The sequence below is a fragment of the Fulvimarina endophytica genome (assembly GCF_003403015.1).
GTDB lineage: Bacteria > Pseudomonadota > Alphaproteobacteria > Rhizobiales > Rhizobiaceae > Fulvimarina > Fulvimarina endophytica.
Genome location: NZ_QURL01000002.1, coordinates 24760 through 48671 on the forward strand (window position 1 = coordinate 24760; position 23912 = coordinate 48671).

The 23912-nt window shown below is 67.7% G+C and carries 23 protein-coding genes; 4 read left to right on the forward strand and 19 right to left on the reverse strand.

Annotated features, from left to right (window positions below; genetic code table 11):
• Nucleotides 1-245 precede the first annotated feature (245 nt).
• From pufC to DYI37_RS03585, 11 genes are all read right to left on the reverse strand, one after another.
• The gene (gene pufC, locus DYI37_RS03535; protein WP_116681850.1) at nucleotides 246-2006 is read right to left on the reverse strand and encodes a photosynthetic reaction center cytochrome PufC; all 1761 of its coding nucleotides are present in this window, start codon (nucleotides 2004-2006) and stop codon (nucleotides 246-248) included.
• Entirely contained in the window at nucleotides 2003-2989 is a 987-nt protein-coding gene (gene pufM, locus DYI37_RS03540; RefSeq protein ID WP_116681851.1) for a photosynthetic reaction center subunit M, read from the reverse strand. The genes pufC and pufM overlap by 4 nt, the downstream gene beginning before the upstream one ends.
• A gap of 13 nt (nucleotides 2990-3002) precedes the next feature.
• The gene (gene pufL / locus DYI37_RS03545; RefSeq protein WP_116681852.1) at nucleotides 3003-3842 is read right to left on the reverse strand and encodes a photosynthetic reaction center subunit L; all 840 of its coding nucleotides are present in this window, start codon (nucleotides 3840-3842) and stop codon (nucleotides 3003-3005) included.
• 97 nt (nucleotides 3843-3939) lie between these two features.
• Complete coding sequence (pufA, locus tag DYI37_RS03550; RefSeq protein WP_116681853.1) at nucleotides 3940-4134, reverse strand: light-harvesting antenna LH1, alpha subunit; 195 nt, start codon at nucleotides 4132-4134, stop codon at nucleotides 3940-3942.
• 14 nt (nucleotides 4135-4148) lie between these two features.
• Nucleotides 4149-4376 (reverse strand): light-harvesting antenna LH1, beta subunit, encoded by a 228-nt coding sequence (gene pufB, locus DYI37_RS03555; RefSeq protein WP_116681854.1) that lies wholly within the window; start codon nucleotides 4374-4376, stop codon nucleotides 4149-4151.
• A gap of 78 nt (nucleotides 4377-4454) precedes the next feature.
• On the reverse strand, nucleotides 4455-4685 hold the full coding sequence (locus DYI37_RS03560) for a hypothetical protein (RefSeq protein WP_116681855.1): 231 nt from the start codon (nucleotides 4683-4685) through the stop codon (nucleotides 4455-4457).
• A gap of 52 nt (nucleotides 4686-4737) precedes the next feature.
• A complete protein-coding gene (gene bchZ / locus DYI37_RS03565) occupies nucleotides 4738-6183 on the reverse strand; it encodes a chlorophyllide a reductase subunit Z (RefSeq protein ID WP_116681856.1) in 1446 nt (481 codons plus the stop codon).
• On the reverse strand, nucleotides 6183-7772 hold the full coding sequence (bchY, locus tag DYI37_RS03570; protein WP_116681857.1) for a chlorophyllide a reductase subunit Y: 1590 nt from the start codon (nucleotides 7770-7772) through the stop codon (nucleotides 6183-6185). Before bchY ends, bchZ begins: the two co-directional genes overlap by 1 nt.
• Nucleotides 7773-7782: 10 nt before the next feature.
• Nucleotides 7783-8754 carry a chlorophyllide a reductase iron protein subunit X gene (locus DYI37_RS03575; protein ID WP_245413798.1) on the reverse strand — a complete coding sequence of 324 codons (972 nt, stop codon included), beginning with the start codon at nucleotides 8752-8754 and terminating at the stop codon, nucleotides 7783-7785.
• Between the two features lie 41 nt (nucleotides 8755-8795).
• Nucleotides 8796-9734 (reverse strand): chlorophyll synthesis pathway protein BchC, encoded by a 939-nt coding sequence (gene bchC / locus DYI37_RS03580; RefSeq protein ID WP_116681858.1) that lies wholly within the window; start codon nucleotides 9732-9734, stop codon nucleotides 8796-8798.
• Between the two features lie 80 nt (nucleotides 9735-9814).
• A complete protein-coding gene (locus tag DYI37_RS03585) occupies nucleotides 9815-10933 on the reverse strand; it encodes a methyltransferase (RefSeq protein WP_116681859.1) in 1119 nt (372 codons plus the stop codon).
• A 190-nt stretch (nucleotides 10934-11123) separates the two neighbouring features.
• Between DYI37_RS03585 and crtD the strand changes: the two genes are divergently transcribed.
• Nucleotides 11124-12689: a 1-hydroxycarotenoid 3,4-desaturase CrtD gene (gene crtD, locus DYI37_RS03590; RefSeq protein ID WP_116681860.1), complete on the forward strand. Its 1566-nt coding sequence runs from the start codon at nucleotides 11124-11126 to the stop codon at nucleotides 12687-12689.
• A 122-nt stretch (nucleotides 12690-12811) separates the two neighbouring features.
• Complete coding sequence (locus DYI37_RS03595) at nucleotides 12812-13522, forward strand: carotenoid 1,2-hydratase (protein WP_116681861.1); 711 nt, start codon at nucleotides 12812-12814, stop codon at nucleotides 13520-13522.
• A 22-nt stretch (nucleotides 13523-13544) separates the two neighbouring features.
• Here DYI37_RS03595 and DYI37_RS03600 read toward each other — a convergent pair whose 3' ends face one another.
• A complete protein-coding gene (locus DYI37_RS03600; RefSeq protein WP_116681862.1) occupies nucleotides 13545-14408 on the reverse strand; it encodes a transglutaminase-like domain-containing protein in 864 nt (287 codons plus the stop codon).
• A 231-nt stretch (nucleotides 14409-14639) separates the two neighbouring features.
• Between DYI37_RS03600 and DYI37_RS03605 the strand changes: the two genes are divergently transcribed.
• Complete coding sequence (locus DYI37_RS03605; protein WP_116681863.1) at nucleotides 14640-15707, forward strand: M42 family metallopeptidase; 1068 nt, start codon at nucleotides 14640-14642, stop codon at nucleotides 15705-15707.
• 45 nt (nucleotides 15708-15752) lie between these two features.
• Here the strand turns inward: DYI37_RS03605 and DYI37_RS03610 are convergent, their stop codons facing one another.
• The 4 genes from DYI37_RS03610 to bchI all read right to left on the reverse strand — a co-directional run bounded on the left by DYI37_RS03610 (nucleotide 15753) and on the right by bchI (nucleotide 20165).
• Nucleotides 15753-16301, reverse strand: a complete 549-nt coding sequence (locus DYI37_RS03610; protein WP_116681864.1) for a lysozyme inhibitor LprI family protein — start codon at nucleotides 16299-16301, stop codon at nucleotides 15753-15755.
• A 77-nt stretch (nucleotides 16302-16378) separates the two neighbouring features.
• Complete coding sequence (gene bchO, locus DYI37_RS03615; RefSeq protein ID WP_116681865.1) at nucleotides 16379-17269, reverse strand: alpha/beta fold hydrolase BchO; 891 nt, start codon at nucleotides 17267-17269, stop codon at nucleotides 16379-16381.
• A complete protein-coding gene (locus DYI37_RS03620) occupies nucleotides 17266-19140 on the reverse strand; it encodes a VWA domain-containing protein (protein ID WP_116681866.1) in 1875 nt (624 codons plus the stop codon). Before DYI37_RS03620 ends, bchO begins: the two co-directional genes overlap by 4 nt.
• A complete protein-coding gene (gene bchI, locus DYI37_RS03625) occupies nucleotides 19140-20165 on the reverse strand; it encodes a magnesium chelatase ATPase subunit I (RefSeq protein WP_116681867.1) in 1026 nt (341 codons plus the stop codon). The genes DYI37_RS03620 and bchI overlap by 1 nt, the downstream gene beginning before the upstream one ends.
• 143 nt (nucleotides 20166-20308) lie before the next feature.
• Between bchI and DYI37_RS03630 the strand changes: the two genes are divergently transcribed.
• Nucleotides 20309-21436, forward strand: coding sequence for an ATP-dependent DNA helicase (locus DYI37_RS03630; protein WP_116682373.1), 1128 nt, complete (start codon nucleotides 20309-20311; stop codon nucleotides 21434-21436).
• Between the two features lie 63 nt (nucleotides 21437-21499).
• Here the strand turns inward: DYI37_RS03630 and DYI37_RS03635 are convergent, their stop codons facing one another.
• The 3 genes from DYI37_RS03635 to DYI37_RS03645 form a co-directional block, all read right to left on the reverse strand.
• Nucleotides 21500-22375: a hypothetical protein gene (locus DYI37_RS03635; RefSeq protein WP_116681868.1), complete on the reverse strand. Its 876-nt coding sequence runs from the start codon at nucleotides 22373-22375 to the stop codon at nucleotides 21500-21502.
• Between the two features lie 252 nt (nucleotides 22376-22627).
• Entirely contained in the window at nucleotides 22628-23326 is a 699-nt protein-coding gene (locus DYI37_RS03640) for a DUF1254 domain-containing protein (RefSeq protein ID WP_116681869.1), read from the reverse strand.
• Nucleotides 23319-23906: a DUF1214 domain-containing protein gene (locus DYI37_RS03645; RefSeq protein WP_116681870.1), complete on the reverse strand. Its 588-nt coding sequence runs from the start codon at nucleotides 23904-23906 to the stop codon at nucleotides 23319-23321. The genes DYI37_RS03640 and DYI37_RS03645 overlap by 8 nt, the downstream gene beginning before the upstream one ends.
• Nucleotides 23907-23912 lie beyond the last annotated feature (6 nt).

A 23912-nucleotide genomic window follows, 5' to 3' on the forward strand; every position in this document is an offset into this window, starting at 1 on the left:
GGCGAAAGGCCGCATGGGCTGGTTCCGATCCGGGGTCCGGCTGACCCGTGATGCGACCCCGTGAAGCGACGTGCTGTGCCGCATTCGATCGCCTTGCGGATCGTCTCGTTCGAGGCCGCCCGTGACCGGAGACGAAAAAGCCTCGCCGTCGGACCGGCGAGGCTCTTGTTCCGATGCTGGGTTCGGACCTTGCCCGGCGCGCCGCCGGTGAAGATCGGCGGCGCCCGAGGCTGGAAGTCCTGGCGTCAGTTCGACGGGCGCGGCAGGACCGTGATCGTCGGCGTGCGGTTGCCGCCCGATCCGGAACCGCCGCTCGCCGGTGCCGCTTGCGAGCCGTTCCCCGCGGAGGCGCCGGATGCCGATCCGGACGGCTGCTGGGCCGAAGCCTCGCCGGCGGAACCTGCCCCGCCGACGCTGTTCTCCGGTTGCTGGCCGGGCGTCATGCTGGTGTTGCCCTCGTTCTGCGGCGTCGGCTGGCTCGTGCCATCCGTCGGCGAGGCGGGCTCGGGATCGGTCGCCGTCAGGGCTTCCGAACCGGTTCCAGGATCTCCGGCCGAGGGGGCATCGGCGGTGCCGTCCTCATCGACGACGGACGTGCCTGGCCGCATCTGCTGCGGCGCCGCCCCGTCCGGGGCATCGACGCCCGTCGGATAATCGCCTGGAGGGGCCGATTGCGTAGGGCTTTCCGGCGGCAGGGCTTCCGTCGCGCCCTCGATGGCGGGTGCATCGACCGGCTGGCCGGGTTCGGTCTGCGACTCGTACTCGACACCGTCGCCGGACTGGGAACCGCTCTGATCCGGTGCGACCGACTGTTCGATCGCGCTTTCGGAGACGGGAGCCGGGGTCGGCTGAACCTCGCCCTCCTGGTCGAAGGCGTTGCCTTCCGCGGCGACGGGCTTGGCCGTGCCGAGAAGGATCGCCTGCTTGGGCGAGGGGTCGGGCACGTTGCCGTCCTCGCTGAGACCCGCCGTATAGGCGTGCATCAGGTCGTATCCGCCGAGCGGCTTGGTCTCGCCGCGATGGCAGGTGCCGCAATGGACCTTGGCCGGATCGCCGAGCGGGCCGAGGCGTTCGGGCGGGAACACGTCGGTGATCGGCGTGATGTAGTCGATGTTGATGTCGCGGACCATCCGGATGCCCCAATAGGCGATCCAGCGGAAGGGAGGCGACTGGGACCAGTCCCAGAAGGCGCGCGAATTGTGGCAGTAGGTGCAGTTGACGCCCAGCGAGTTCGCGTTCTGCATCATCAGAAGATACATGTCTTCCGCCGACTGTTCCCGCGCGGTGTTGGAGCGACCCGAGGCCGAGACCAGGGGTTGGCTCGCCTGGATCTTATACTGGGGCTGCTCGTCCAGATAGTATTCCTGATAGGGAACGCTCGGGAAGAACTGCTGGATGGTCTTCGCTTCGAGATGCCAGGGGCGGGGTTTGCCCATGAACTGGTCGCCAGAGGGCGGGTTCTGCTTGTACCAGCTCTCGTCGGGAACGTTCTTGCCCCGGTGGCAGGTAAAGCAGGTGACGCCGGCCGGAGCGACGTGCTCGGGCCAGGCGGTGTTGAGATGCCGCGTCATCTTCAGCATCTGGCGTGCGACGACCTTGGTATAGACGGCGTCGGACGCGAAACCCTCTTCCACATTGTGGCAGTATTCGCAGCCCTGTTCCGGCGAGACCCATTCGGTGATCGCCAGCATCAGGCGCGTGAACTCGCCTTCCGACAGATCTCCGAGAACCTCGACGTTCTCGTAGAGCTCGCTCGCCTTCTGCTCGCCCTCATAGGGCTCGGCCGCAGGCAAGGCTTCGGGAAGCGTATAGTTCGGCTTGCGGTCGGCGTCCTTGAACTGGACCATCTCGATCGCCCGCGGTCCCGTGGAGATCGCGTCGATCGGCGGCAGCACCCAGGGCGGAACCGTCAGGATCACGAGAACGGCGGCCAATGCCAGGACGCCGGTGATGATGGGGGCGACGCGGTGGCGGGGCGCCTTACGTTTGCGGCGTTCGTTCGTCATTGTGCGCCTCCCGGCACGGAGCCTGTCGGAACGGGGAAGTCGGGATAGACCGAGGGATAGGTGGGTGCGATGCCGTGCTTGACGCCCCACAGATACCAGTTGTCGACGACCGTGCCGGTGAGAAGGACGCCGATCGCGCCGCAGAAGGTGGTGAGGACCGCGAACCACCAGGCCCAGCGGTGGATCGATTCGTAGCTGGCGTTGAAGCCCATGGTCCAGCGCCAGAAGAGACCGGCACGCTCGGCCGCCGTTCCGCGATCGACGATCTCCTCGGCCTCGCGCTCACCGCCGAAGCGGGACACGGCGAGGATCGTCGCGCCGTGCATGGCGAAGAGCATGGTCGATCCGTAGAGGAAGACGATCGAGAGCATGTGGAACGGGTTGTAGTACCAGTTGCCGTAGAGGACCGAGACCGATGCCGTCCAGTTCAGATGGGTGATGAGGCCAAAGGGAACCGCCTCCGACCAGGTGCCAAGCAGGATCGGACGGAAGAGGCCGAGGGAAAGGAAGAGGAAGATCGCCGAGGCGAACGCCCAGGAGGTGTGGGTTCCCATCCCTAAGGCCCGGGCGCGCGAATAGCTGCGCACCCACCACAGGAGGATCGAGACCGTCAGGAAGAAGCCCGCGAGGATCCACCAGCCGCCGTCGCCGAGCGGCACGAACGGATTGAGCCCGTATTTGGCCGGTGGCGGATCAAGGGAGAGGAAGGGAAGATTGCGCACGAAGGCGTAAGGGTCCCAGTCCACCGAGGCCCACATGTTGAGCCCGATGATCTCGATGGCGATGAAGCCGAAGAGGAGCGAGAGCGTTCCCGACCAGCCGAGATAGAGCGGCCCGAGCTGCGGATCGCCGATCTTGCCGAGCCAGTAGCTGAAGGCCTTCGCCTCCTGGATGCGCGGCAGGTCGTGCTTGGGCAGCGCGACACCCGGATCGAACGGCCCCCGGATCTGGGAACGGAAGTAGATTGAGGAATAGTAGCCCATGGGTCCCGTCCCCTCAGTAAGAGATGTTGCCGATGGCGGCAGGTGTCTGGAGGAAGAAGTCATAGAAATACGGCCAGCCGACATCGACGAACGGGCCGGAGATGACGATGCAGACGGCGCTCCAGAAGCCGGCGTTCAACGCGAAGAACAGGCCGAGCCGGTGAATGCCGTAGGGGCCGACCGAATAGGCGATGTAGTCGCGGAAATAGGCGTTCTCAGTCTCGCCGAACTTGACGGTCTCGCCCTCCGGCGGGTTGACGACCGCGAGGATGACGCCTGCATGGAGCCCGAGGAACATGGTCGTCGTGAAGAAGAAGGTCACGGCGAGCATATGCGCGGGATTGTAGTGGAAATGCAGGAACTGGTAGCCGACGTTCGAGACCCAGTCGAGATGGCTCATGATGCCGTAGGGGAAGCCGTGGCCCCAGGCGCCCAGAAGCAGCGGCCTGAAGACCACGAGGGTCACATAGGCAAACACCGCGACGGAATAGGCGATCGGCACATGCCAGCCGATGCCGAGCTTGCGGCAGATCTCGATCTCTCGCAGCGCCCATGACGCGAAGGCGCCGACGGCGCACATGGTCACGATCTGCCAGATGCCGCCCTCGTTGAGAGGCGCAAGTCCGAGCCCGTATTCGATCGATGGCGGATTGACCGAGAAGGCGAAGATGTTGGTCTCGGTGCCCTGGCTGATATCGTAGAAGATCAGCAGGGAACCGAGCAGGGCGAAGAAGGCCGCCGTGACCCCGAAGAAGCCGACATAGAACGGGCCGACCCAGAAATCGAACAGATCGCCGCCGACGAGCGTGCCGCCGCGGACCCTGTACTTTTGTTCGAATGACAACATGGCCATGGCGTCCGGCTCCCTTCGGCGGTGACAGGCTTTTCGTCTTGAGGAAAACCGGGGCCGAACGGAACGCACGCCCCCGGTGTGAATGGATTGAGACGCGTCAGCCGTTCCGGGGATCGACGACGAGTGCACCCACCTGCTGGTTCTGACTGGACTCGGCTGTCGGGTTTGCCAGCCAGTTGAAGCGGGCCGTCGACAGGAGGATGAAGTGGATGAGGAGCGCCAACACCAGGAGGAAGGTGAAGAGGCCGATAAGCGCGCGGCGCGGATCGAAAAGCAGCCAAATCTGGGCCATGATGCGAGCCTTTCCTAGCTGAGCATGGAGAGGAGCGGGTGCGCTGCGTCATGCAGGCTGGCCGCGACCTCGGGGGTCTGAAGCCACGGCCGCCAGATCCAGACGAGGATGTGGGCGACGATCGCGACTCCGGTGAAACCGGCGAAGGACTTGATGAAGAGCGAGTTGAACTCGTTCGCTTCCCTCTCGGTCAGGCCGGTGAGCGTTCCCGCGTCCGACCCGGTATGTGATGTATTGGACATTGCCTTTCTCCGTTGTTTCGGATGCCTTCGTCGCCAGACCGCTGCGGGAACGGGCGGCGAGGAAGCGGGGTTCGAGCCTCAGCGCATGAATGCGTGCGGCAGGACCGAGTGCGCCGCACGGCGCGCATCGGACAGGACGGACAGATACCGTCCGGGCTCGAAGGGGAGCGGCCTCACGGAGGCCGGCAGAACGCGCGACAGAAGGGCCACCGCGAGAAAGAGCGGGAAGCTCAGGGCGAACATCAGGCGATATTCGCGGCGCTCCGACGAAAAAAGCGATGGGGACGCATGACGGGTAACCAGGCTCATCGGACAGTCTCCTTTGGCTGTGGGAAGGGCATGCTGAAGGCTGGGCATCGGATCACGAGGCATCCTCCGTCTCGCCGAGAAGGGACGGATCGAGATGGCGCGGCTCGACGGCGATCGCGTCGTCGGCGAGCGCCCGGCGCTCGGCGTCGTCGCGCCAGCGCTTGGCGGCCGAGATGCGCGTGAGGATCGGCTCGCCCGCCATCGCGCGCTCGAGCGCGGCGGAGGCAGCCCGCGACCAGCCGATGCTCGACTTCTCGCGGGCGGGCGTTGCGGGGATCGCGTCCATCTCGGTGCCGAGCGGCAGGATGAAGAACAGCGCGTCGAACAGCGCGTTGCAGACTTCCTGGACGAGATAGGTCGCCCCGGCATAGCCCATGAAAGGCGTACCGGTCGCGCGCCGGATGGCTGCACCCGGGAAGGATGCCGGGATGAAGGCTGCGCGCGAGCCGGCTTCGGCCAGATACATCCGTTCGTTGTAGCTGCCGAAGACGATCAGCGGCTTGGTCTCGCGGATCTTCGCGCGGACCTCGTCGTTGCGCGTCTTCTCGCCGGCCTTGCGCGAGATCGCGAACCGGCAGGGCAGGCCCATCTCGTCCTCGAGGAAGTGGCGCATGCCCCGGGCATGGGTTTCCGCCGCCACGATCGCGAAGCTTGCCGTGCCGAAGAAATCCTGGGTGACCGAGCGCCACAGGTCCCAGAGCGGCTTGATCGTCGTGTGCTTCTCGCGCTCGATGAAGGGCTCGGGGTCGAGGCCGGTCAGCTCGCCAAGCGCCCGCAGGAAGGCGGTGGTCGAGTGGAGGCCGATCGGCGCCTGGAGATAGGGCTTGTCGAGGGCCTCGCAGAGCTGGCGTCCGAACTCGCGATAGAGGCAGATATTGACGTCGGCCTCGTCGAGCTTCGGCGTATCGCGCAGATGCGAGCCGAGCGGGTAGACGAGATTGACCTCCGCGCCGATGCCTTCGACGAGACGGCGGATCTCCGCGAGATCGGAGGGCATGTTGAACATGCCGTAGGCGGCCCCGACGATGTTGACCTTCGGCTTTGCGTCCGCCGCCTTCTCACGGGGCTTCCGTTTCTTCGGCCCGTATTCCGTATAGAGCCATTTCAGCGCCCGGTCGGCGGCCTGCCACTGGTCCTCGTCGATGGTACGCGGCAGGAAGCGCTTGAGATTGGTGCCTTCCGGCGTCACGCCGCCGCCGATCATCTCGGCGATCGAGCCCGTCACGACGACCGAGGGCTGCCTCGGATCAAGCACAGCATGGGCGCGCTTCATGGCGCCCTCGGTGCCGGTCTGGCCGAGGTTCTCCTCCGCAAGCCCGGTCACGACGATCGGCAGCTCGTGGGGCGGCAGGGCGTCCGTATAGTGAAGGACGGAGGTCACCGGCAGGTTCTCGCAGCCCACCGGGCCGTCGATGACGACCTGAAGACCCTTGACGGCGGTGAAGACGTAGACGGCGCCCCAGTAGCCGCCGGCGCGATCGTGATCGAGGACCAGCATCAGACGCCTCCCTCGCTCGCGGCCACGCTGTCGGCGACGGCATCGGCCCGCGACCTTGCGCGGATCGGCACATCCTCGCGGCGGCTGACGGGGGCCTTCTTCTCGGGAGCCTTCGACCAGACGCCGGCGGTCTCGCCGGACCCAACGCCCTCGAAGAAGGCCTTCATCGCGTCGAAGCGGGGCTTGGAGGCGATCGCGCCATTGATCACTTCGGCGAGCGAGCCCGCTCCGGCCGGACCCATCAGGGGCCGGGCGGAGATGAGATTGGTGAAGTAGAGGGAGGGCGTGCCGCTTTCCTTGGCCTTCTGGACGACGGGCGTCGTGCCGATGGCGAGATCCGGGCGGAACTCCTCGAAGGCCGCGAGATCCTCCTCCAGCGAGGCGCGGAAGTTCACGTGGACGCCGCGCGCTTCCAGCCATTCGCGGTCGTGATCGGACCAGGGCGTGCGCGGGCAGGCGGTGCCCACATAGCGAAGATCCGCGCCGCTCTCGACGAGGAGGCGGGCGACGAGCAGCTCGGACCCCTCATAGCCCGAAAGCGTGATGCGGCCCGAGATCGGCTTGGCCGACAGGGCTCCCCGGATTGCGGGCAGGATGGCGTTCTTGGCGTTCGCGATCGCGTCCTCACCGACGCCTGCTGCTGCGCCGATGCGCGAGAGCCAGGCTTCGGTGCCCTCGACGCCGACCGGCGCCGAGCCCACGACCGGGCGGCCGGCCGCCTGGAACTCGCGAACGCTCGCGGTATAGAACGGATGGATCGCCGCGACCGCCGCGCAATCGAGGGCGCCGTAGAGTTCGCGCCATTCGCGGGTCGGAACGACCGGTCCCGCGGCAAGGCCCATCGGCTCGAGAAGCTGGCCGATGATCATCGGATCGGCCGGGAACATCTCTCCCAGAAGCGCGATCTCGGGCTTGTCGCTGGCCGAGCGGTTCGGACGCGAGACGGGACCGGCCTCAGCTTCCTCGCGCGCCCGCTTGAGCATGGCGCCGGCGAGAATGTCCTTGGCTTCCGCATGGGTTGGCACACCGAAGCCCGGCACGTCGATGCCGATGATGCGCACGCCGTCGATCGTCTCAGGCAGGAGGCGCAGGGGCACGCCGGAGGCCGTCGGCACGCACAGATTGGTGACGACGATCGCATCGTAGAGCAGCGGGTCGGCGAGGTCGTGCACCGCGTCACGGATATCCTCGAAGAGCTTGCCCGTCACCAGGGTCTCGGAATTGAACGGCACGTAGCCGACGGTGCGGCGCGCCCCGTAGAAATGCGAGGTGAAGGTGAGGCCGTAGACGCAGCAGGCCGAGCCCGACAGAACGGTCGCCGTGCGGCGCATGCGAAGGCCCACCCGCAGGGAGCCGAAGGCGGGGCACATGCTCTGGGGCTGGTCGTGGGGTCCGAGCGGATAGTCGGCGGCATAGCGGTCGAGCATCTCGCTCGATCCGGCCTTGCGCGCCGCCGCCAGCATTTCGGCCTTGCCGGCATGGCAGCCGACATCGCCGTCCTTCGCCTGGACGACATTGGCGCGGGACGGCTCACGCGGAGCGCTGCCGGGCCCGTCGTCCTTGCGATGATCGTGGGGGTCGATAGCCATCAGGGTCGCCTCACGCGTTGTCGTAGACGACTTCGAGGGACGGCTTGGTCTCGACGGGGCGGCCGCGCATGTCCTCCTGGCTCGCCGGCGCGAGCACGTAGTCCCGGCCGGTCTCCTCGCCGGAGAACAGGGCAAGCAGCCCGTCCTGATCGAGGGGCGTAGGATGCAGCGGCGGGGCTTCGGCAAGGCCGACGGCCAGCTCCTCGAAAAGCGATGCCCAGCGACCGCCGGGCTTGCCGACGATCTGGTAGTTCGCGCTCTTCTTGCGGATGTCCTCGTCGGCAGGAATGGCCGACAGGATCGGAATGCCGACGGCTTTGGCGAAGGCCGCGGCCTCGCCCGTGCCGTCGTCCTTGTTCACGACCATGCCGGCGACGCCCACATTGCCGCCGAGCTTGCGGAAGTATTCCACCGCCGAGCAGACATTGTTGGCGACGTAGAGCGACTGCAGGTCGTTGGAGCCGACGACGATGACCTTCTGGCACATGTCGCGGGCGATCGGCAGGCCGAAGCCGCCGCAGACCACGTCGCCCAGGAAGTCCAGAAGGACGTAGTCGAAGCCCCATTCGTGGAAGCCGAGCTTTTCCAGAAGCTCGAAGCCGTGGATGATGCCGCGTCCCCCGCAGCCTCGCCCGACTTCCGGGCCGCCGAGTTCCATGGCGAAGACGCCGTCGCGCTTGAAGCAGACATCGGAGATGTCGACCTCCTCGCCGGCCGCCTTCTTCTTGGACGAGGTCTCGATGATGGTCGGGCAGGCCTTGCCGCCGAAGAGAAGCGAGGTGGTGTCCGACTTCGGATCGCAGCCGATGAGGAGGACGCGCTTGCCCTGCTGGGCCAGCATGTAGGAAAGGTTGGCGAGGGTGAACGACTTGCCGATGCCGCCCTTGCCGTAGATCGCGATGATCTGGGTTTCCTTGGTGGCCGGCCCGGTCGCCGGCGTGTCGATCGGTTCGGACGCTTCCTGCCGGAGGGCGGAATGCATCTCGGCCTGGCCCTTTCGGGTTTCGGTCTGTGCGAGTGCGCTCATGCGCCTTCCCTCCATTCGATGATCATCTTCAGGCAGTCGGCGTCCTCGAACGCCGTTCGATAGGCCGCCTCCGCTTGGCGCGGCTCGGCCCGGTGGGTGACGAGACCGCCGAGCGACAGGCGTCCGTCGGCGATCAGCGCAAGGACCGAGTCCATGTCGCCCGGCGCCCATTCGGCGGCGATCCGCAGGCGCGTCTCGCGCATGAAGGCGGGCGGAAAGACGAAGGACAGGGGCGCCTTGTAGAAGCCTGCGAGCACGATCTCGCCGCCGCGCGCGGTCCGCCCGATCAGCGTATCGAGAATGCCCGCATCGCCGCTGACATCGAGGATCGAGCGATAGTCCCGCCGCTCGTCCTCGCCCGGATCGACGACGGTGTAGGCGTCCGCGCCCGCTTGGCGGGCCTCGTTGGTTTCCCAGACGGTCGGCGCTGCCCCGAGGGCTCGGCAGAGACGGGCTGCAAGGCGTCCGAGGACGCCATGACCGACGATGAGTTCCGGCAGCGTCTCCCCCGCCGCCACCGCGTGGTGGGCGGTGGCCGCGAGTGCGAGGAGCACGGCGTCGTCGCCGCTTCCAGCGGGCACGGGCACGAGCCTGTCGGTGCGGGCGACCAGATGGCTCGCCTGGGCGCCGAACAGGCCGTGGGCTTCGGTGAATCCGTGGGAGCCGGGAACGAAGACGCGCGTGCCGGGTGCGATCCGGTCCTCCGCACGGCTCTCGACCACGCGGCCGACGGCCTCGTAGCCGGGAACGAGGGGGTAGCCCATGCCCGGGAAGGGCGGCATCTCGCCGGTGAAGAGAAGCCGCTCGGTTCCCGTGGAAATGCCGGAAACCTCGATCTCGATGAGCGCCTCGCAAGTCTCTACCGTCTTCAGCCCGGTTGCCGCGAGGGCGATCCGTCCGGGTTGTTCGAAGATGATAGCGTCGGTGCGGGGCATCCTCTGGGGACTCCTGTGGTTGGTGTCAACCTATCTAGACACGTTCGAATGTCAATCGAAAAGGACGCTGACCGCCCGGCTCAGCCGATCTCGGCGACGATCGCAGAGGTTGCGATCGGCATGCCGGAGGGCAGGGCGCGCACGCGTCTGAAGCCTGCCTGCCTCAGCATGTCGCAGAGCTCGGACGCCATGCGCGGCCGGCCCGAACCCATCGCCTGAAGGTAGAGGTTGAAATAGGCGTCGCCGATTCGCGAGCGCGCTCGCGCGCCGGCCATGGGCTCGGAGACGAGGAGGGTGCCGCGCCTCGGCTCGAGGGTCTCGTAGACGCGCCGGAGAAGGCGCTCCACCACTTCTTCGTCATGGTCGTGGAGAACGCGGATCAGGGTCACGAGGTCGCAGTTCTCGGGAAGGGGTGCGGTGAGAAAATGCCCGCCATGCAGGGTGAACCGCTCCTTGTCCGGGCGGTGGGACAAGGCGTCGCGTGCAAGCGGCAGGACGCTCGGCCTGTCGAGAAGGTGGAGTTCCGCGTGGGCGTTCCGATCTGCGACATGGGTGAGGAACCGGCCGTTTCCCCCGCCGATATCGACGATCGCCGAAAACGGCCGCACATCGAAGAGACGCAGGGTTTCGCGCGCGACGAGATCCTGGCTCGCGGCCATCAGGGCCGTATAGCTCGCGGTCTCGGCGCTCGGCTCTCCCGTATCGCCGTCATAGTTCCACAAGCGTGCGAGATCGCCGCCGCCGCGCCGCTCCAAGGCGGCGACCGGATCGCGCAGGTCGGCATAGAGCGCGTCGTGATGGCGGATCATCGCGGCGACGCCGGGATTGGCGAGAAGGGCCGCCCCTTGCGCGCCGAGCATGAAGCGGCCGTCGGCGAGCCGGTCCGTGAGATCCAGGGATGCCGACGCGGCGAGAAGCCGCCTCGCGGCATCCTCGGGCAGGCCGGTCGCCGCCGCGATCTCGCTCACAGTGGCGGGACCTTCGACGAGATGCTCGAAAAGCTTCGAGCGAACGCCGGCGACGAGGACCTGCGAATAGACGAAGCCCGCCGTCAGATCGAACAGCTTCCGGGCGGACCGCCGGGCAAAGAAGCGTCCGACGGGCGATGCCAGTGCAATGCGATGGAAGCGCGGCGCCAGAAGGATACGGTTTCTAAGCGAGCGCCAGCGCACCGCGAATGTCGGCCTCGTCTCGTCCAACTATCCGTTCTCCGTGTCCGTCCAGTCGTCCCTTCAACCCGGGTCGGGGACCGGTGAAAGCGCGAAGCGGTTCCTCAAGGGGCCGGTTGAAATGGACATGAGGACGGTAAAGTGTCAAATTGAATTGACACTTTTGCCGATCGCTCGCGTCGGCCATCCGCTTTGCTGCAGACACGCCAGAGGAACGCGCATGCATGTCGTCGTCATCGGCGCCGGTATCGGCGGGCTGACCGCAGCCGCAAGGCTCGGCGCGGCCGGCCACGCGGTGACGGTGTGCGAGCGCGCGGCCGGGCCCGGCGGCAAGATGCGGCGGGTGGAGGTTGGCGGGGCGGCCATCGATGCAGGGCCCACGGTCTTCACCAAGCGCCACGTGTTCGACGCGTTGTTCGAGGATTGCGGCGAGCGGCTCGACGACCATGTCGCGATCGAGCGCCTCGACATCGTCGCCCGGCACGTCTTTGCCGACGGATCGAGCCTCGACCTCTATCCCGATCGGGCGCGATCGGTCGCTGCGGTCGCAGCCTTTGCCGGACGCCGCTCGGCCCGTGAATTCGCCGCGTTCATGGACCGGTCGCAGGACGTCCTCGATCTTCTCGATCCGATCTTCATGAGCGTCGATCGTCCGGCGAGCCCGATCGAGCTGACCATGCGCGCCGGATTGTCCGGAGCCCTGCGGATCGCGCGGCTGGGGGCCCATCGCAGCGTCTGGGACGTGCTGCGCTCGGAATTCTCGGACCCGCGCCTGCGCCATCTCTTCGCTCGCTACACCACCTATGTCGGCTCCTCGCCCTACGAGGCCCCTTCGACCCTGCGCCTGATCGCGGCCGTGGAAGCGCGGGGCGTCTGGCGTGTGGAGGGCGGCATGTCGAAGCTCGCCGAGGCGGTCGAGGCGCTTGCGCGGCGAAGGGGCGTCGAGATGCGCTACGGCACCGAGACGCGCGAGATCCTCGTTGCGGACGGACGGGCCTGCGGCGTCGCGCTGGCGGGCGGCGAGACCATCCGCGCCGATATCGTCCTTGCCAATTGCGATGCGGATGCGATCACCGGCGGCCTTTTCGGCTCGTCCGCCGCGAAGGCCTTCGACCCGCCCGAAGATCCGCGCCAGCGGTCCCTGTCGGCGCTCGGCATCGCCGTGCGCGCCGAGGTCGCGGGTCCGGCGCTCGCCCATCACACGGTCTTCTTCGCCGAAGATCCCATGCTGGAGTTCACGGAGGTGTTCGCCGAGGCGCGCCTGCCGAGCGATCCCAATGTCTATGTCTGCGCCGAGGATCGCGGCGACGACGGCGCCCCGCCGCCCGAGGGCCCCGAGCGCCTGTTTCTGATCGTCAATGCGCCGGCGCTCGGCGAGGGGCGCCGCCCATTCCACCAGGAGGAGATCGAAGCATGCGTGAACGCGGCTTTTTCCAGGCTCCGGGCGTCGGGGCTCACGCTCCGATGGGACCCCGATTCGATCAGAGTTTCGACGCCCTCGGCGTACTCGGACCTCTTTCCGGGGACGGGCGGAGCGCTCTACGGGCGGGCCTCTCATGGGTCGACGGCGTCGTTCCGCAGGCCCACCGCGCGCTCGGCGATCCCGGGACTGTATCTGTGCGGCGGGAGCGCCCATCCGGGAGCGGGCGTGCCGATGGCCTCCCTCTCGGGGACCCTGGCGGCGAGGGCTATCGCGATGGACCACGCTTCGACCAGCGGGTCCCGCCGGGGGGATATGCCTGGTGGTATTGCGACGCGATCTCGGACGACGGCGCGTTCGGGCTGACGATCATCGGCTTCGTCGGCTCGGTCTTCTCACCCTACTACAAGATGACCGGGCGCGGACGACCCGAAAACCATGTCTCGATCAACTGCGCGCTCTACGGGCGCGGCGCCCGGCGATGGGCGATGACCGAACGGGGCAGCCGCGATCTGTCCCGCAGCGCCGGGGTCCTGTCCGTGGGCCCCAGTGCGATGGAATGGGACGGCGACTGCCTGACCGTGACGATCGACGAGATCACTCCGCTGATCCCGAGGCGTGTGCGCGGCACCGTCAAACTCTATCCCGAAGCCCTGCAGCACCGGCCGATGCCGCTCGACCGGGCCGGCCGTCACTGCTGGTGGCCGATCGCGCCCTGCGCCCGGGTCGAAGCGCGCTTCGAGGATCCGGGCCTTGCCTGGAACGGCCACGGCTATCTCGATTTCAACACCGGCGCCGAGCCGCTGGAAGACCGGTTCGTCAGCTGGAACTGGAGCCGGGCCTGCGTGCCCGGCGGCGCCGCCGTCCTCTACGACCTGATCGAGCGCGACGGCGAGACCTTGACGCTCGCCATCAAGTTCGACCCGAAGGCTGACGTCATCGACTTCGAACCTCCGGCCCTGAAGCGGCTCGCCACCAGCTTCTGGCGCATGAAGCGAACGACGCGCACCGAGGACCCGGATGGGACGCGGGTGGGAAAGACCCTCGAGGATTCGCCCTTCTATGCCCGCTCGCTGGTGGAGACGACCCTGTTCGGCACGAAGACGGTCGCCATGCACGAGAGCCTCGATCTCGACCGGTTCCGCAATCCGGTGGTCCAGACCATGCTGCCCTACAAGATGCCGCGCCGGTTCTTCTGAGCCGGCGGGCGGGCGGGCGAGGTCATTGCGCGGGGGCGGCGGAGGACGGGGCCGCCTTTTCGTCCGCAGCATCCGGCCGGGTCGCCCCGCAGGACGGGCTCGCATCCTCTTCGAGCCGGGTCACCCTGACGTCCTGCGCCACGAATTCGGCCGAGCCGAAGACGGTCATGAACGAGATATCCGTCGCATCGCGCCCGACGGCGATGCGCACGAGGCCTTCGGTCGGCGCAAGGCCGCTCGCATCGACGAGCCGCCAGCGCCCGTCCAGCCAGACATCGACGACGGCGTGGAAATCCTGGGGTTCGAGCTTCCAGGCATAGGCCGAGACGAGGCGGGCGGGAATGCCGGCGGCCCGGGTGAAGGCCGCCATGACATGGGCATAGTCCCGGCAGACGCCCTGGCGGGCGACGAAGGTGTCGACCGCGCTCGTGCGGCCGTGGCTGGAGCCGATGGTGTAGTCGATATGGGAGCCGATCCAGGAAGCCATGGCCGCGATCAGCGCGCCGCCTTCGAGGCCCCGGAACTCCCTTTCCACGAAGGAGACGAAGAGATCGGACTGGCAGAAGCGGCTCGGCCACAGATAGGGGATGACGGCTGCCGGCAATTCGTGACGGGGTGTGACCGCGAGCCGGGCCAGCTGATCGACCTCGCGTTCGACCTCGAAGGTGCCCCGGTAGTTCGCCACGAACTCGCCATCGGCGCGCAGCCAGGTGCGCCGGCCGATGCCGTCGTCGCCCGGAACGGTGGTGAGGGGGCCGAGTGCGTTGACGACGAGGCCGTCGTCGAGAAGCGTCTGCTCTTCGGTGGGCGCCGCCTCGATGGCCAGAAGAACGTCCGAAGGCCCCGGAAGCCAGTATCTGAGATCGGCCTCGACCCGAAGACGCATGAGCCACTCCTTCGTGCCGGCGACTGTCCGGTCTCCTACAGAGGAAAGGGCCGGGCGTGCAACGCTCACCCGGGGATGAAACTCGTTGCCGGCTGCGCCTTACAATCAATTCTGCGTTTGCCGGATCGAAATCCGGCGATCGAGGTTCCTCGGCCCTGGGGCTCGCTCGCCGGGCCACCCCAGGCCGCGGATGCGGCGAAACGATTTTGCGACACGGAGGGGCTGACGCATATGCGAACCGAATCTCTTGAATTCCTGAAGGACCTCGTCCGGGCCCATTCGCCGAGCGGATACGAACAACCGGCGGCGGCGGTCTACCGGACCTATGCGAAAGCCTTCGCCGACCGCACGGTGACGGATGTGAACGGCAATGTGAGCGCGGTCCTCAATCCCGACGCGCCGATGAAGATCATGCTCGCTGGCCATCTCGACGAGATCGGCTTCATGATTCACCATGTCAGCGACGAGGGTCTCCTCTATTTCAGCCCGGTCGGCGGACATGACAGCGTCGTGCCGGTGGGCCAGCTCGTCTGGGTGCACGGCAAGGAGCGCGTCGCGGGCGTCATCGGGCGCAAGGCGATCCATCTCCTGACCGCCGATGAGCGCAAGGCCAAGCCCGAAATGCACGATCTGTGGATCGATATCGGCGCCTCCTCACGTGCAGAGGCCGAGGCCGTCGTCGAGATCGGCGACATCGCGACCTATCAGTACGAGTTCCAGACGCTCATGGGCGGGCGGGCGAGCGCGCGCGGCTTCGACAACAAGGCGGGCTGCTTCATCGTCGCCGAAGCGCTTCGGCTCCTGAAGGAGGAGGGCGGTCTCGATCCCGAAGTCGGCGTCTACACGGTCGCGACCGTGCAGGAGGAGATCGGCTCGCGGGGCGCAAGGACAGCCGCCTTCGATATCGGGGCGCAGACCGGTCTTGCGGTCGATATGAGCCACGCGATCGACTATCCGGGCGTCAGCAAGACGCGCCACGGGCGGCTCGACATCGGAAAGGGCCCCAGCATCACGCGCGGCGCGAACATCAATCCGGTTGTCTTCTCCATGCTGAAGGACGCCGCGAAGGATTCGGGTATCGACTGTCAGGTGATCGGCGCGCCCGCCGCCACGCCGACGGATGCCGGCGCGATGCAGATCAACCGGGCCGGCATGGCGACGGGCCTCATCGGCGTTCCGCTGCGCTACATGCACACCCCGTGCGAGGTCGTCAGCCTCGAGGATATCGAGAACTGCGCCCGGCTGATGGCCGCCTATTGCCGCAGGGTTCGTGCCGATACCGACTTCACGCCGCTCTGAACAGCCCGATGGGCTCTCGATCGGAACCCGGAGCCCCGCACGGGATCATGGCTGATCATCGCCGAGCGCCAGCGCGCGCTCGGCGGTGAGGCGGTTCGTGCAGGAGGCGGTCTCGGGAAGCCGGATCGTGCCGTCCTTGCTGAGTTCGAAGATGCGGTCGCATTCGGCGTCGCGATAGGCGATCCAGGCGCGCTGGGCCTTGCGAAGGAGCGGGGCGGCCTCGTTGTCCGAGAGGACGCCCTCGGCATCGCGCTCGGCATCGAGAGACTTGGCCTCGGTCATGCGCGCCTCGTAGTTCTCGTTGAGAAGCGCGTCCCAGGCATCCGTTTCCTGGCCGATGCAATCAGTCATGCCTTGCGTCGTCTGGCCCTCCTCGCTCTCGCCGCAGCTCTGCGCATAGGTCCCGATACAGCTCTGCGGATCCTGTGCGCCGGCTCCCGCAAGGCATTGCTCGATCGCCGATCGTGCCTCGCCGTCCTTCGATCCCGCCATGTCCCCGGAGCCGTTCGCGCCGCTCGACTGGGCGTGCGCGAGATAGGGCGAAAGACATGCGAGACCGGCAACGGCCAGAATGCGGATCAGATGCGTCGCCATGGTCGGCGTCTCCCCAAAGCGCTTGGAGCAAACCGGCGACGCCGGCGCTCGCGGCGTCGTCGGATCGACCGGACCGATCAGACCTCCGCCTGTTTCGACCCGTCGGAAACCGTCTTCGCTTCCTCCGCGATGATCCCTGCGACGCGTTCGGGCGCTTCCTCGTGAGCGAGGTGGCCGAGCCCGTCGAGCACTACGACGCGGCCGTTTCGAACCCGGTCCGCGACGCGGTGGCTCACCGAAGGCGGGATCGCCTTGTCCCGGTCGCCGGTGAGGAGGAGCAGGGGGATCGTCAGCCGGTCGAGCCTGCCTGAGAAACGGTCGAGATCCCAATGGCTCATCATGGACAGCGTGCCGGCCACGTGGTGCCTGTCCTGGAAGAGGCGGGCGTAGAGCGCCTTGCCCTCGGGGCTCAGCACCGATCCCGTTCCGTCGAGAAGACCGGAGACCGCGCTTTCGCTCTTGGCGCGATAGGCAAAGAAGCGCGGCACGATGGGATTGCGATAGACCACCTTCGCGATCTTCGGAAACAGCCGGCCGGCAAGGCCCGGAAAGGGCAGGAGCGCACCGTTGAGGGAGACGAGAAGCTCCGGCGCGATGCGGCCGTCGAGCGCCATCTCGATGGCGATCACCGCACCGGCCGAATGGCCGACGACGACCTTCGGCGCGGCGCCGAGCTTTGCCAGCATCTCCGCATGCATGCTCGCCATGGTCTGGAGGGTGAGGGGGCGCGAGGGGCGGGAGGTGAAGCCGAGGCCGGGGCAGTCGGCCATGATCACTCGATGGCTCTCGGCAAGGATCGGCGCGATGTCCCGAAAGGAGTGCGTGGAGGCGCCGGTGCCGTGGATGAGAAGGAGATCGGGGCCTTCGCCCATCACCTGCACGTGCCAGTCGACGCCGCCGGCCGTTACGCGGCGGCTGTGGCGGGCAAGGGGCCAGTCGGTCGGCGGCATGCCGTGTCCGGCGATCATGGGCGGGCCTTCTTGGTGGGATCGGCGGCGACCGCATCGGCCAGCACCGCGCCGTCGTCATGGGCGGGCAAAGCGAGATAGCGCCCCCCTAAGGATTGGGTGAGGTCGCGGGCATGCTGGCCGGGCCGGGAGGCGAGGTCGATGACGAGGCTCGCAAAACCGTCCGATCTCAGACCTTCGGCCTTGCGCCGGGCATCCTCCCATGCCGCCGAGCGGCCGGCGACCCCGTCGAGCGCGACATTGGCCTTGCCGTCGGTGAGAACCACGATGAGAGGCGTTCGCCCTTGCCCCTCCGAGGCGCGCGCGAGATCGCCGGCCCGTTCGAGACCTGCGGCAAGCGGCGTTCCGCCGCCGGCGGCAAGGCCTGCGAGGGCCTTGCGCGCGCGGGTCAGGGAGCGCGTCTCGGGCAGAAGCGTCTCGGCCCCGGTTCCGCGAAAGCTTGCCATGGCCACCCGGTCGCGGCGCTTGTAGCATTCGGCGAGAATGCGTTCGACGGCGCCCTTGGCCTGGGTGAGGCGTGCGAGCGCGGCCGAGCCCGAGGCGTCGACCAGAAAGATCGTCGCCGTCTCGCGCCGGGCCTCGAGGCGGCGGATGCGCAGATCGTCCGGCATGAGGATGACCGCGCGGTCCGAAAGGCGCTCGAATAGCCTCTTGCGGAACCGCTGCCAGGGCAGGGCGGCCGTCAGGGTCGCGGAGAGATCGAGCGGCCCGTTGCGCGGATGGCCGGGCCGGCTGCCGAGCGGGCGCCCGCGCGATGCGCCCGGCTTGGTCTTCGCGCCGGCGCCGCGCCGCCCGTGCCCGCCGGCCTGCTTTTGGTTTCCACGCACCATGGCGGCGAGCTTCTGGAGAAGATCGATGGGGATCGCGACATCCTCGGTCGCAATCTCGCTGCGATGGTCCGCATCGGAGGTCTCGCCGCCTTCCGGGCTCTCCTCGGGGTCGGACCGGCTGTCATTGGCGGCGCTTTGCCGCTTCTCCTGCGCCGACTGCGTTTCGTCGGGGGATGTTTGCGGCGAAGCGTCTTCGGTCTCGTCCCGGCCGGGCTCCTCGCTCTCGCCGGTCTCGGGCTCCCCGGCGACCGGTGCCCGGGTCGCGCGCGGGGCGAGAACGAGGCGGCAGGCGAGGAGAACGTCCTCGTCTTCCACCCTTTCGCGGCCGGCGCAGACGGCCGAGGCCCGCGCGGCGCAAAGCGCCAGAAGCGGCGCGCGCAGGCTGGCGATGCCGAAGGCCGCCGCTGCCTCGCAGATCGTGTCGATCATCGGCTCCGGCACATGCACGGAGAGGGGATCCACGGGACCGGACGGCACGGCCGGGGCGAGGCAGGCCAGATCGTCGCCGAACCCGTCGGCGTCCTCGATGGCTCCGGCATCGGGCGCCGACAGGTCGAGCCAGAGGCCGAGACGATCGGCGAGATTGCTGGGCAGGGCATCGTCGCCGAGGCTTTCGTCGAGGGCGAGGATCGGATGGCCGTCGCCGATCTGGCCGAGGAGACCCGCCGCATCGGCGACCGTGCAGCGATCGACACCGGCGAGGATGAGCGGTGCGGCCCGGTGGCCCCCTGCCGTCCTCCCCATCGGCCGCGCTGGTGCGAGGGATCGAGGCGCCGGGGTCTCGGTCCCGGCATTCTCGGGCATCGGTACGAGGGAGCCGAGCCGATCCGCCCCGAAGGCGGCGGGGCCGAGATCGCGGCGCGCCAAGTGGCGGGCACCGTGCCAGCGCGGACAAGCGCACAGCGTCTCGACAAAGCGGTCGCGCAAGGGGCCGGGGCGGGCGGTGAGAACGAGGCCGAGGCTCGGGTCGGCGTTGAGAAGGGCGATCGCGGTTTCTGCCAGCGGCGAGAGCTTCAGGCGTTCGGCGAACAGGGCCTCCATCAGGCGGCGTCGAGTTCGGCAAGGGCCCGTTCGATGCGGGCGCCCGACCCCGACTCCTCGAGCGGATTGCGGCGCAGGCGATGGGCGAGGGCCGAGGGCGCGAGTTCCGCCAGATGGGGAAAGCCGACTTCGCTCTCGCCCCTGAGGCTCGCCAGCGCCCGCGCTGCGCGAACCAGGGTCAGTTCGGCGCGCAGTCCGTCCGTTCCGAGCGAGATGCAGAGCTGGGCCGCCTGTTCCAGAATACGGTCCGAGACGTTCACCGCGTCGAGCCGGGCGCGGGCGGCCTCCAACTGATCGCGCAGCGCCCGCTCCGCGGCTTCGCATTCATCGAGGAAGGCGGAGGGGTCGCGCTCGAACCGGTCGCGGGCCTTTACCACGGCGATGCGCGTCTTCACGTCGTTCGGCGTCGTGACCGTGACGGACAGTCCGAAACGGTCGAGAAGCTGGGGCCGCAATTCGCCCTCTTCGGGATTGCCGCTGCCAACGAGGACGAAGCGGGCCGGATGCCTGAGGCTCAGACCCTCGCGCTCGACCACGTTCTCGCCGGAGGCCGCGACGTCGAGGAGGAGGTCGACCAGGTGGTCCTCGAGGAGATTGATCTCGTCGATATAGAGAAAGCCGCGATTGGCCTTGGCGAGGAGCCCGGGCTCGAACCGGCGTTCGCCGGTGAGGAGCGCGTGTTCGAGGTCGAGCCCGCCGGTGATCCGATCCTCCGAGGAGCCGAGCGGCATATCCACCACGGGAACCGGCACCGTTACGATCTTCGGCTTGCGGCCGGCTTCGAGCTCGGCCGCGCAGACCGGGCAGAACGCGTCCGCTCTTGCCGGATCGCAGCGATAGGGGCAGTCATTGGCCTTCAGGGGCGGCAGGACCGCCGCCAGCCCGCGGACCGCCGTCGACTTGCCGGTGCCCCGGTCGCCGAAGGCGAGGACGCCGCCGATGCCCGGATCGATCGCGGCGAGCTTGAGGGCCGAGGTGAGCTCGCTCTGGCCGACGATCGCGGTGAAGGGGAATTGCCGTTTCATGGGGGGACGATACGCGAAGGCGTTGCGGCGTGAAACCGGAAATATGCGCCCTTCCCGTGAAAGCGGCCGCGTCCATTGCGCCGGTCCGAGAGGGCGGTTATGCCGAAGGGAACGAAACGGGAAACCGGACGAGGCGCTTCTCCTTGCAGTTTTCACCACAACAGGACGCGGCGCTGAAGGCCGTCGCCGATTGGCTGGAGAACGGCGACAGCCCGATCTTCCGGCTGTTCGGATATGCGGGAACCGGCAAGACCACGCTCGCGCGGCACTTCGCCGAAGGAGTGGACGGGCCGGTGCAGTTCGCCGCCTTCACCGGCAAGGCCGCCCAGGTGCTGCGCTCCAAGGGCGCCAAGACCGCCCGCACGATCCATTCGCTCATCTACCGGCCCAAGGGCGAGGAGGAGGTGGCGGACGAGGAGACCGGAACGGCCCGCGTCTCGCCGACCTTCTCCCTCAACCGTCAGAGCCCGGTCGCGAAGGCCCGGCTCGTCGTCATCGACGAATGTTCCATGGTGGACGAAGCGTTGGGGCGCGACCTCATGAGCTTCGGCACGCCGATCCTCGTCCTCGGCGATCCCGGCCAGCTTCCCCCGGTCTCGGGCGGCGGCTTCTTCACCGAGGCCGAACCGGACTTCCTCCTCACCGAGATCCACCGCCAGGCGCGCGACAACCCGATCGTGCGGCTCGCCCTCGACGTTCGCGAGGGCCGGGAGATCATGCATGGGGACTACGGAACCGTGCAGGTCATCGGCAAGCGCGAGGTCGAGCAGGCCAAGGTGCTGGCTGCCGATCAGGTGCTGGTCGGCACCAATCGCACGCGGCGGGCCTATAATCGGCGCTTGCGCGAACTGAAGGGCTTCGCCGACGTCCTGCCCCAGGTGGGCGACAAGCTGGTCTGCCTGCGCAACGACCCCCAGAAGGGCCTTCTCAACGGCTCCCTCTGGCAGGTGATGACCGCGAGCAAGGAGTCCGTGAAGCCAGGCATCAACCTCATCGTCAGGCCCGAGGACGACGACATCGACAAGGGTGCGGCGAAGATCCGGCTCCTCAAGGCTGCCTTCGAGGATCCCGAGGCCGACACGCCCTGGTCGACCAAGAAGCGGTTCGACGATTTCGATTTCGGCTATGCGCTCACGGTCCACAAGGCACAGGGCTCCCAGTGGGACGACGTCATGCTGTTCGACGAGGCCTGGGCCTTCCGCGAGAGCCGCGAACGCTGGCTCTATACCGCCATCACCCGCGCGGCGAAGACGCTGACCGTGGTTCGCTGAGCGGTCCGAGACCTCAAGGAGCGGCGATCCGCCGGTCTTCTCCGTAACCCGTGCGAGGCTTCGTCAGGACCGGCTCGCCTTGCGCAGGTTCGCGGTTCCGAACCTTCGTCCGAAGAAGGCGCGCCGGGGGCGATCGGAGCGGTTGGGGCTCGGAAGATCGGCGCTCAGGGGCTCGTGGCGGGCTGCGGGCGTACCCTCGATCGGGGCAAGACCGAGGCGTGCGGCCGCCGCTTCGAAGGAAAGCTGCTCGTACTGGTTCTTGGCCACCGTGAAGGCGCTGATGCTGGTCGCCACCGTCTCGTCGACGAACATCAGAATGGTCATCGCATCGCTGGTCGAAAGGTCGAGGGCCTTGAGCGCCGCGAGGAGCAGGGGACTATCGGCGGACGACAGAAAGCGCGCCGCTTCCTCCTGCCCCAGGAACAGCTCCTGCGCCAGGAAATCGCGAAGCGCGTCGATATTGCGCGAACGGGCGATCTCGACGATCGGCTTCTTGCCCTTGGGCGCGTTGCGTGGACGCTCCGGTTTCGCGACGAGGAATTTCAGCGTGTCGCGGGCCTCCTGCGCCGACCGGGCGGTGCGCTCGGGCCGGGGCTCGCCCACGGCGGTTTCGGCCAGGACGCCCATATCGGCGATCGGGGAGGCGGATTCCGCGGAACTGGTGACGGGCGCTCCGCCGGCGCTCGTCTCGTAGATTGCGCGAATCGCGGCCGGGACCGTGCCCCGCTGGGCGAATTCGGCCTTGATATAGGCCTGGGTCTCTGCGGCAAGATGCGACCAGACCGGTGCGATCAGGCTGGTCAGCGCCTTTTCCTGGCGCTTGGAGGGGGAGGGAAGCGCGAGAAAATTCAGCGCCGCCGCCGTTGCGATCGCGTCGTAGCCATTTGCCGCCTTCGGCTTTTCCAACGCCCGGTAAAGGCTCGGCAACTGGCTGCGCATCCCGTTCTCCGATGGTTTCCCGAAGGTTTCGACGAAGGTGAGAATGCCGTAAGAAAGATTGCCGCGCCGTTAAGTGGAATGGTTAACGCAATCGTTCAAATTGAAGCGATCGAGCCCGTCTTGCCGGAACCACAAGGGCTGAGACCATTCGGCAACAGATGAGGACCCGTGGCCGATCCATGGCGCCGCGAGGGCGCTCGCAAGGCGCCAGGGGCGAGGCGTTCGATGCGCGTGGTTACCGCGATCTTGCGATCAGCCCGCCAAGGTGGGGGCGGGGGCGGGGCCGGGCGCATCGGTTCGGGCCTCGCCGGCTGGGCCCGGTTCCGACGGCATGGCTGCGGTCGGTCGGATATCGATGGGCAGGCACGAGACCGTCTTCAGGAAGGCGTCGGCTGCCGGACGCTTGCTCTCCTCGTCGATCAGGACGCGGATCGTCATGTAGCCGGTGCGCACGTCGACGACCACGGGGAGGGCGGAGCTGTCCTCCAGAAGGGTCGTCGCGCGCACATCCTCGATCTGCTGCGGCGTTCCGACGATGAGATTGACCAGCCCGCCGATCGCCGCGCGATCGTTGATCGAATAGAGATTGTCGCCCTGGCTGTCGTAGATCGAGGCCGACCAGAAATTGTCGATCGTGCCGTTGGCGCTGATTTCGACGGGGCCGCCGTCGAGGGCGAATCGGCAGCTGGCCACGAGGAAGGCGGGGTCCGAGAAGGCGAAGGACCGGCGAAGGCCCCCGTCGGCGGGAAGCTCCTCCTCGGCCAGTGGCGGCCGCACGACCGAGGCATCGCGCAAGGGGCCGATGCGAACCACCTCGAAATAGTCGCCGAGGCCGCTGAGGCGGCTCCAGGCGCTGTTGTCCGAGACGTTCGGGATCATGAAGACGATGGCGATGTGGACGAGGCCGGCGCCGACGAGGCCGATCAGGATCGCGAGGACATATCTAGCCATCGGTGCGACACTCCTGCCGGGTGATCGAGGGCATCGCCAGCCCAGCGGCCCCGGTGATGGCGCTGGCCGGCGTGTCGTAGAGGGCGAAGGTCAGGCGATAGGGACCGCTTCCGTCCGTCGCCAGCCAGTTGCCGGCCCGCGCGCTCGGGCCGACCGCGATGGTGAAGCCGTTGTCCTCGCCCCGAAGCAGCGCGTTCGAGGTCAGCCAGCCCGGCCGTCCGCGCTGGGGCAGGTCGACGAGGCCCGTATCGGAATGGGCCGAGACCGTGAAGAAGCGTGCTGCCGGCGTGCTTCCCGACAGGAGATAGGAGCATTCGAGACGCAGCCTGCGCCCGGCATCGTCCTCCTCGGCCTGGAACATGATGCCCTCGCCGCCGCCGAGCGTGAGCTGGGCGAGCTTTGCGAGCCGTGCGCGCGCATAGGGATCGGCGTCCTGGGTCCCGATCAGCGGGCTTGCGACCCAAGGGCCGAGCTGCACCGTATCGAAGTTCGTCCCGCCGTCGATCGCAAGCTTGGCCGACCAGCCGCCGAGGCCGAGCGCGATGCCGATCGCCAGGACTATGGCAAGGAGATAACGCATGAATGC

Excerpts from the sequence above, each read along its gene's own strand:
- pufC (WP_116681850.1), bottom strand. The coding sequence starts at position 2,006 with ATGACGAACGAACGCCGCAAACGTAAGGCGCCCCGCCACCGCGTCGCC.
- pufM (WP_116681851.1), bottom strand. The coding sequence starts at position 2,989 with ATGGGCTACTATTCCTCAATCTACTTCCGTTCCCAGATCCGGGGGCCG.
- pufL (WP_116681852.1), bottom strand. The coding sequence starts at position 3,842 with ATGGCCATGTTGTCATTCGAACAAAAGTACAGGGTCCGCGGCGGCACG.
- pufA (WP_116681853.1), bottom strand. The coding sequence starts at position 4,134 with ATGGCCCAGATTTGGCTGCTTTTCGATCCGCGCCGCGCGCTTATCGGC.
- pufB (WP_116681854.1), bottom strand. The coding sequence starts at position 4,376 with ATGTCCAATACATCACATACCGGGTCGGACGCGGGAACGCTCACCGGC.
- DYI37_RS03560 (WP_116681855.1), bottom strand. The coding sequence starts at position 4,685 with ATGAGCCTGGTTACCCGTCATGCGTCCCCATCGCTTTTTTCGTCGGAG.
- bchZ (WP_116681856.1), bottom strand. The coding sequence starts at position 6,183 with ATGCTGGTCCTCGATCACGATCGCGCCGGCGGCTACTGGGGCGCCGTC.
- bchY (WP_116681857.1), bottom strand. The coding sequence starts at position 7,772 with ATGGCTATCGACCCCCACGATCATCGCAAGGACGACGGGCCCGGCAGC.
- DYI37_RS03575 (WP_245413798.1), bottom strand. The coding sequence starts at position 8,754 with ATGCATTCCGCCCTCCGGCAGGAAGCGTCCGAACCGATCGACACGCCG.
- bchC (WP_116681858.1), bottom strand. The coding sequence starts at position 9,734 with ATGCCCCGCACCGACGCTATCATCTTCGAACAACCCGGACGGATCGCC.
- crtD (WP_116681860.1), top strand. The coding sequence starts at position 11,124 with ATGCATGTCGTCGTCATCGGCGCCGGTATCGGCGGGCTGACCGCAGCC.
- DYI37_RS03595 (WP_116681861.1), top strand. The coding sequence starts at position 12,812 with ATGACCGAACGGGGCAGCCGCGATCTGTCCCGCAGCGCCGGGGTCCTG.
- DYI37_RS03600 (WP_116681862.1), bottom strand. The coding sequence starts at position 14,408 with ATGCGTCTTCGGGTCGAGGCCGATCTCAGATACTGGCTTCCGGGGCCT.
- DYI37_RS03605 (WP_116681863.1), top strand. The coding sequence starts at position 14,640 with ATGCGAACCGAATCTCTTGAATTCCTGAAGGACCTCGTCCGGGCCCAT.
- DYI37_RS03610 (WP_116681864.1), bottom strand. The coding sequence starts at position 16,301 with ATGGCGACGCATCTGATCCGCATTCTGGCCGTTGCCGGTCTCGCATGT.
- bchO (WP_116681865.1), bottom strand. The coding sequence starts at position 17,269 with ATGATCGCCGGACACGGCATGCCGCCGACCGACTGGCCCCTTGCCCGC.
- DYI37_RS03620 (WP_116681866.1), bottom strand. The coding sequence starts at position 19,140 with ATGGAGGCCCTGTTCGCCGAACGCCTGAAGCTCTCGCCGCTGGCAGAA.
- bchI (WP_116681867.1), bottom strand. The coding sequence starts at position 20,165 with ATGAAACGGCAATTCCCCTTCACCGCGATCGTCGGCCAGAGCGAGCTC.
- DYI37_RS03635 (WP_116681868.1), bottom strand. The coding sequence starts at position 22,375 with ATGCGCAGCCAGTTGCCGAGCCTTTACCGGGCGTTGGAAAAGCCGAAG.
- DYI37_RS03640 (WP_116681869.1), bottom strand. The coding sequence starts at position 23,326 with ATGGCTAGATATGTCCTCGCGATCCTGATCGGCCTCGTCGGCGCCGGC.
- DYI37_RS03645 (WP_116681870.1), bottom strand. The coding sequence starts at position 23,906 with ATGCGTTATCTCCTTGCCATAGTCCTGGCGATCGGCATCGCGCTCGGC.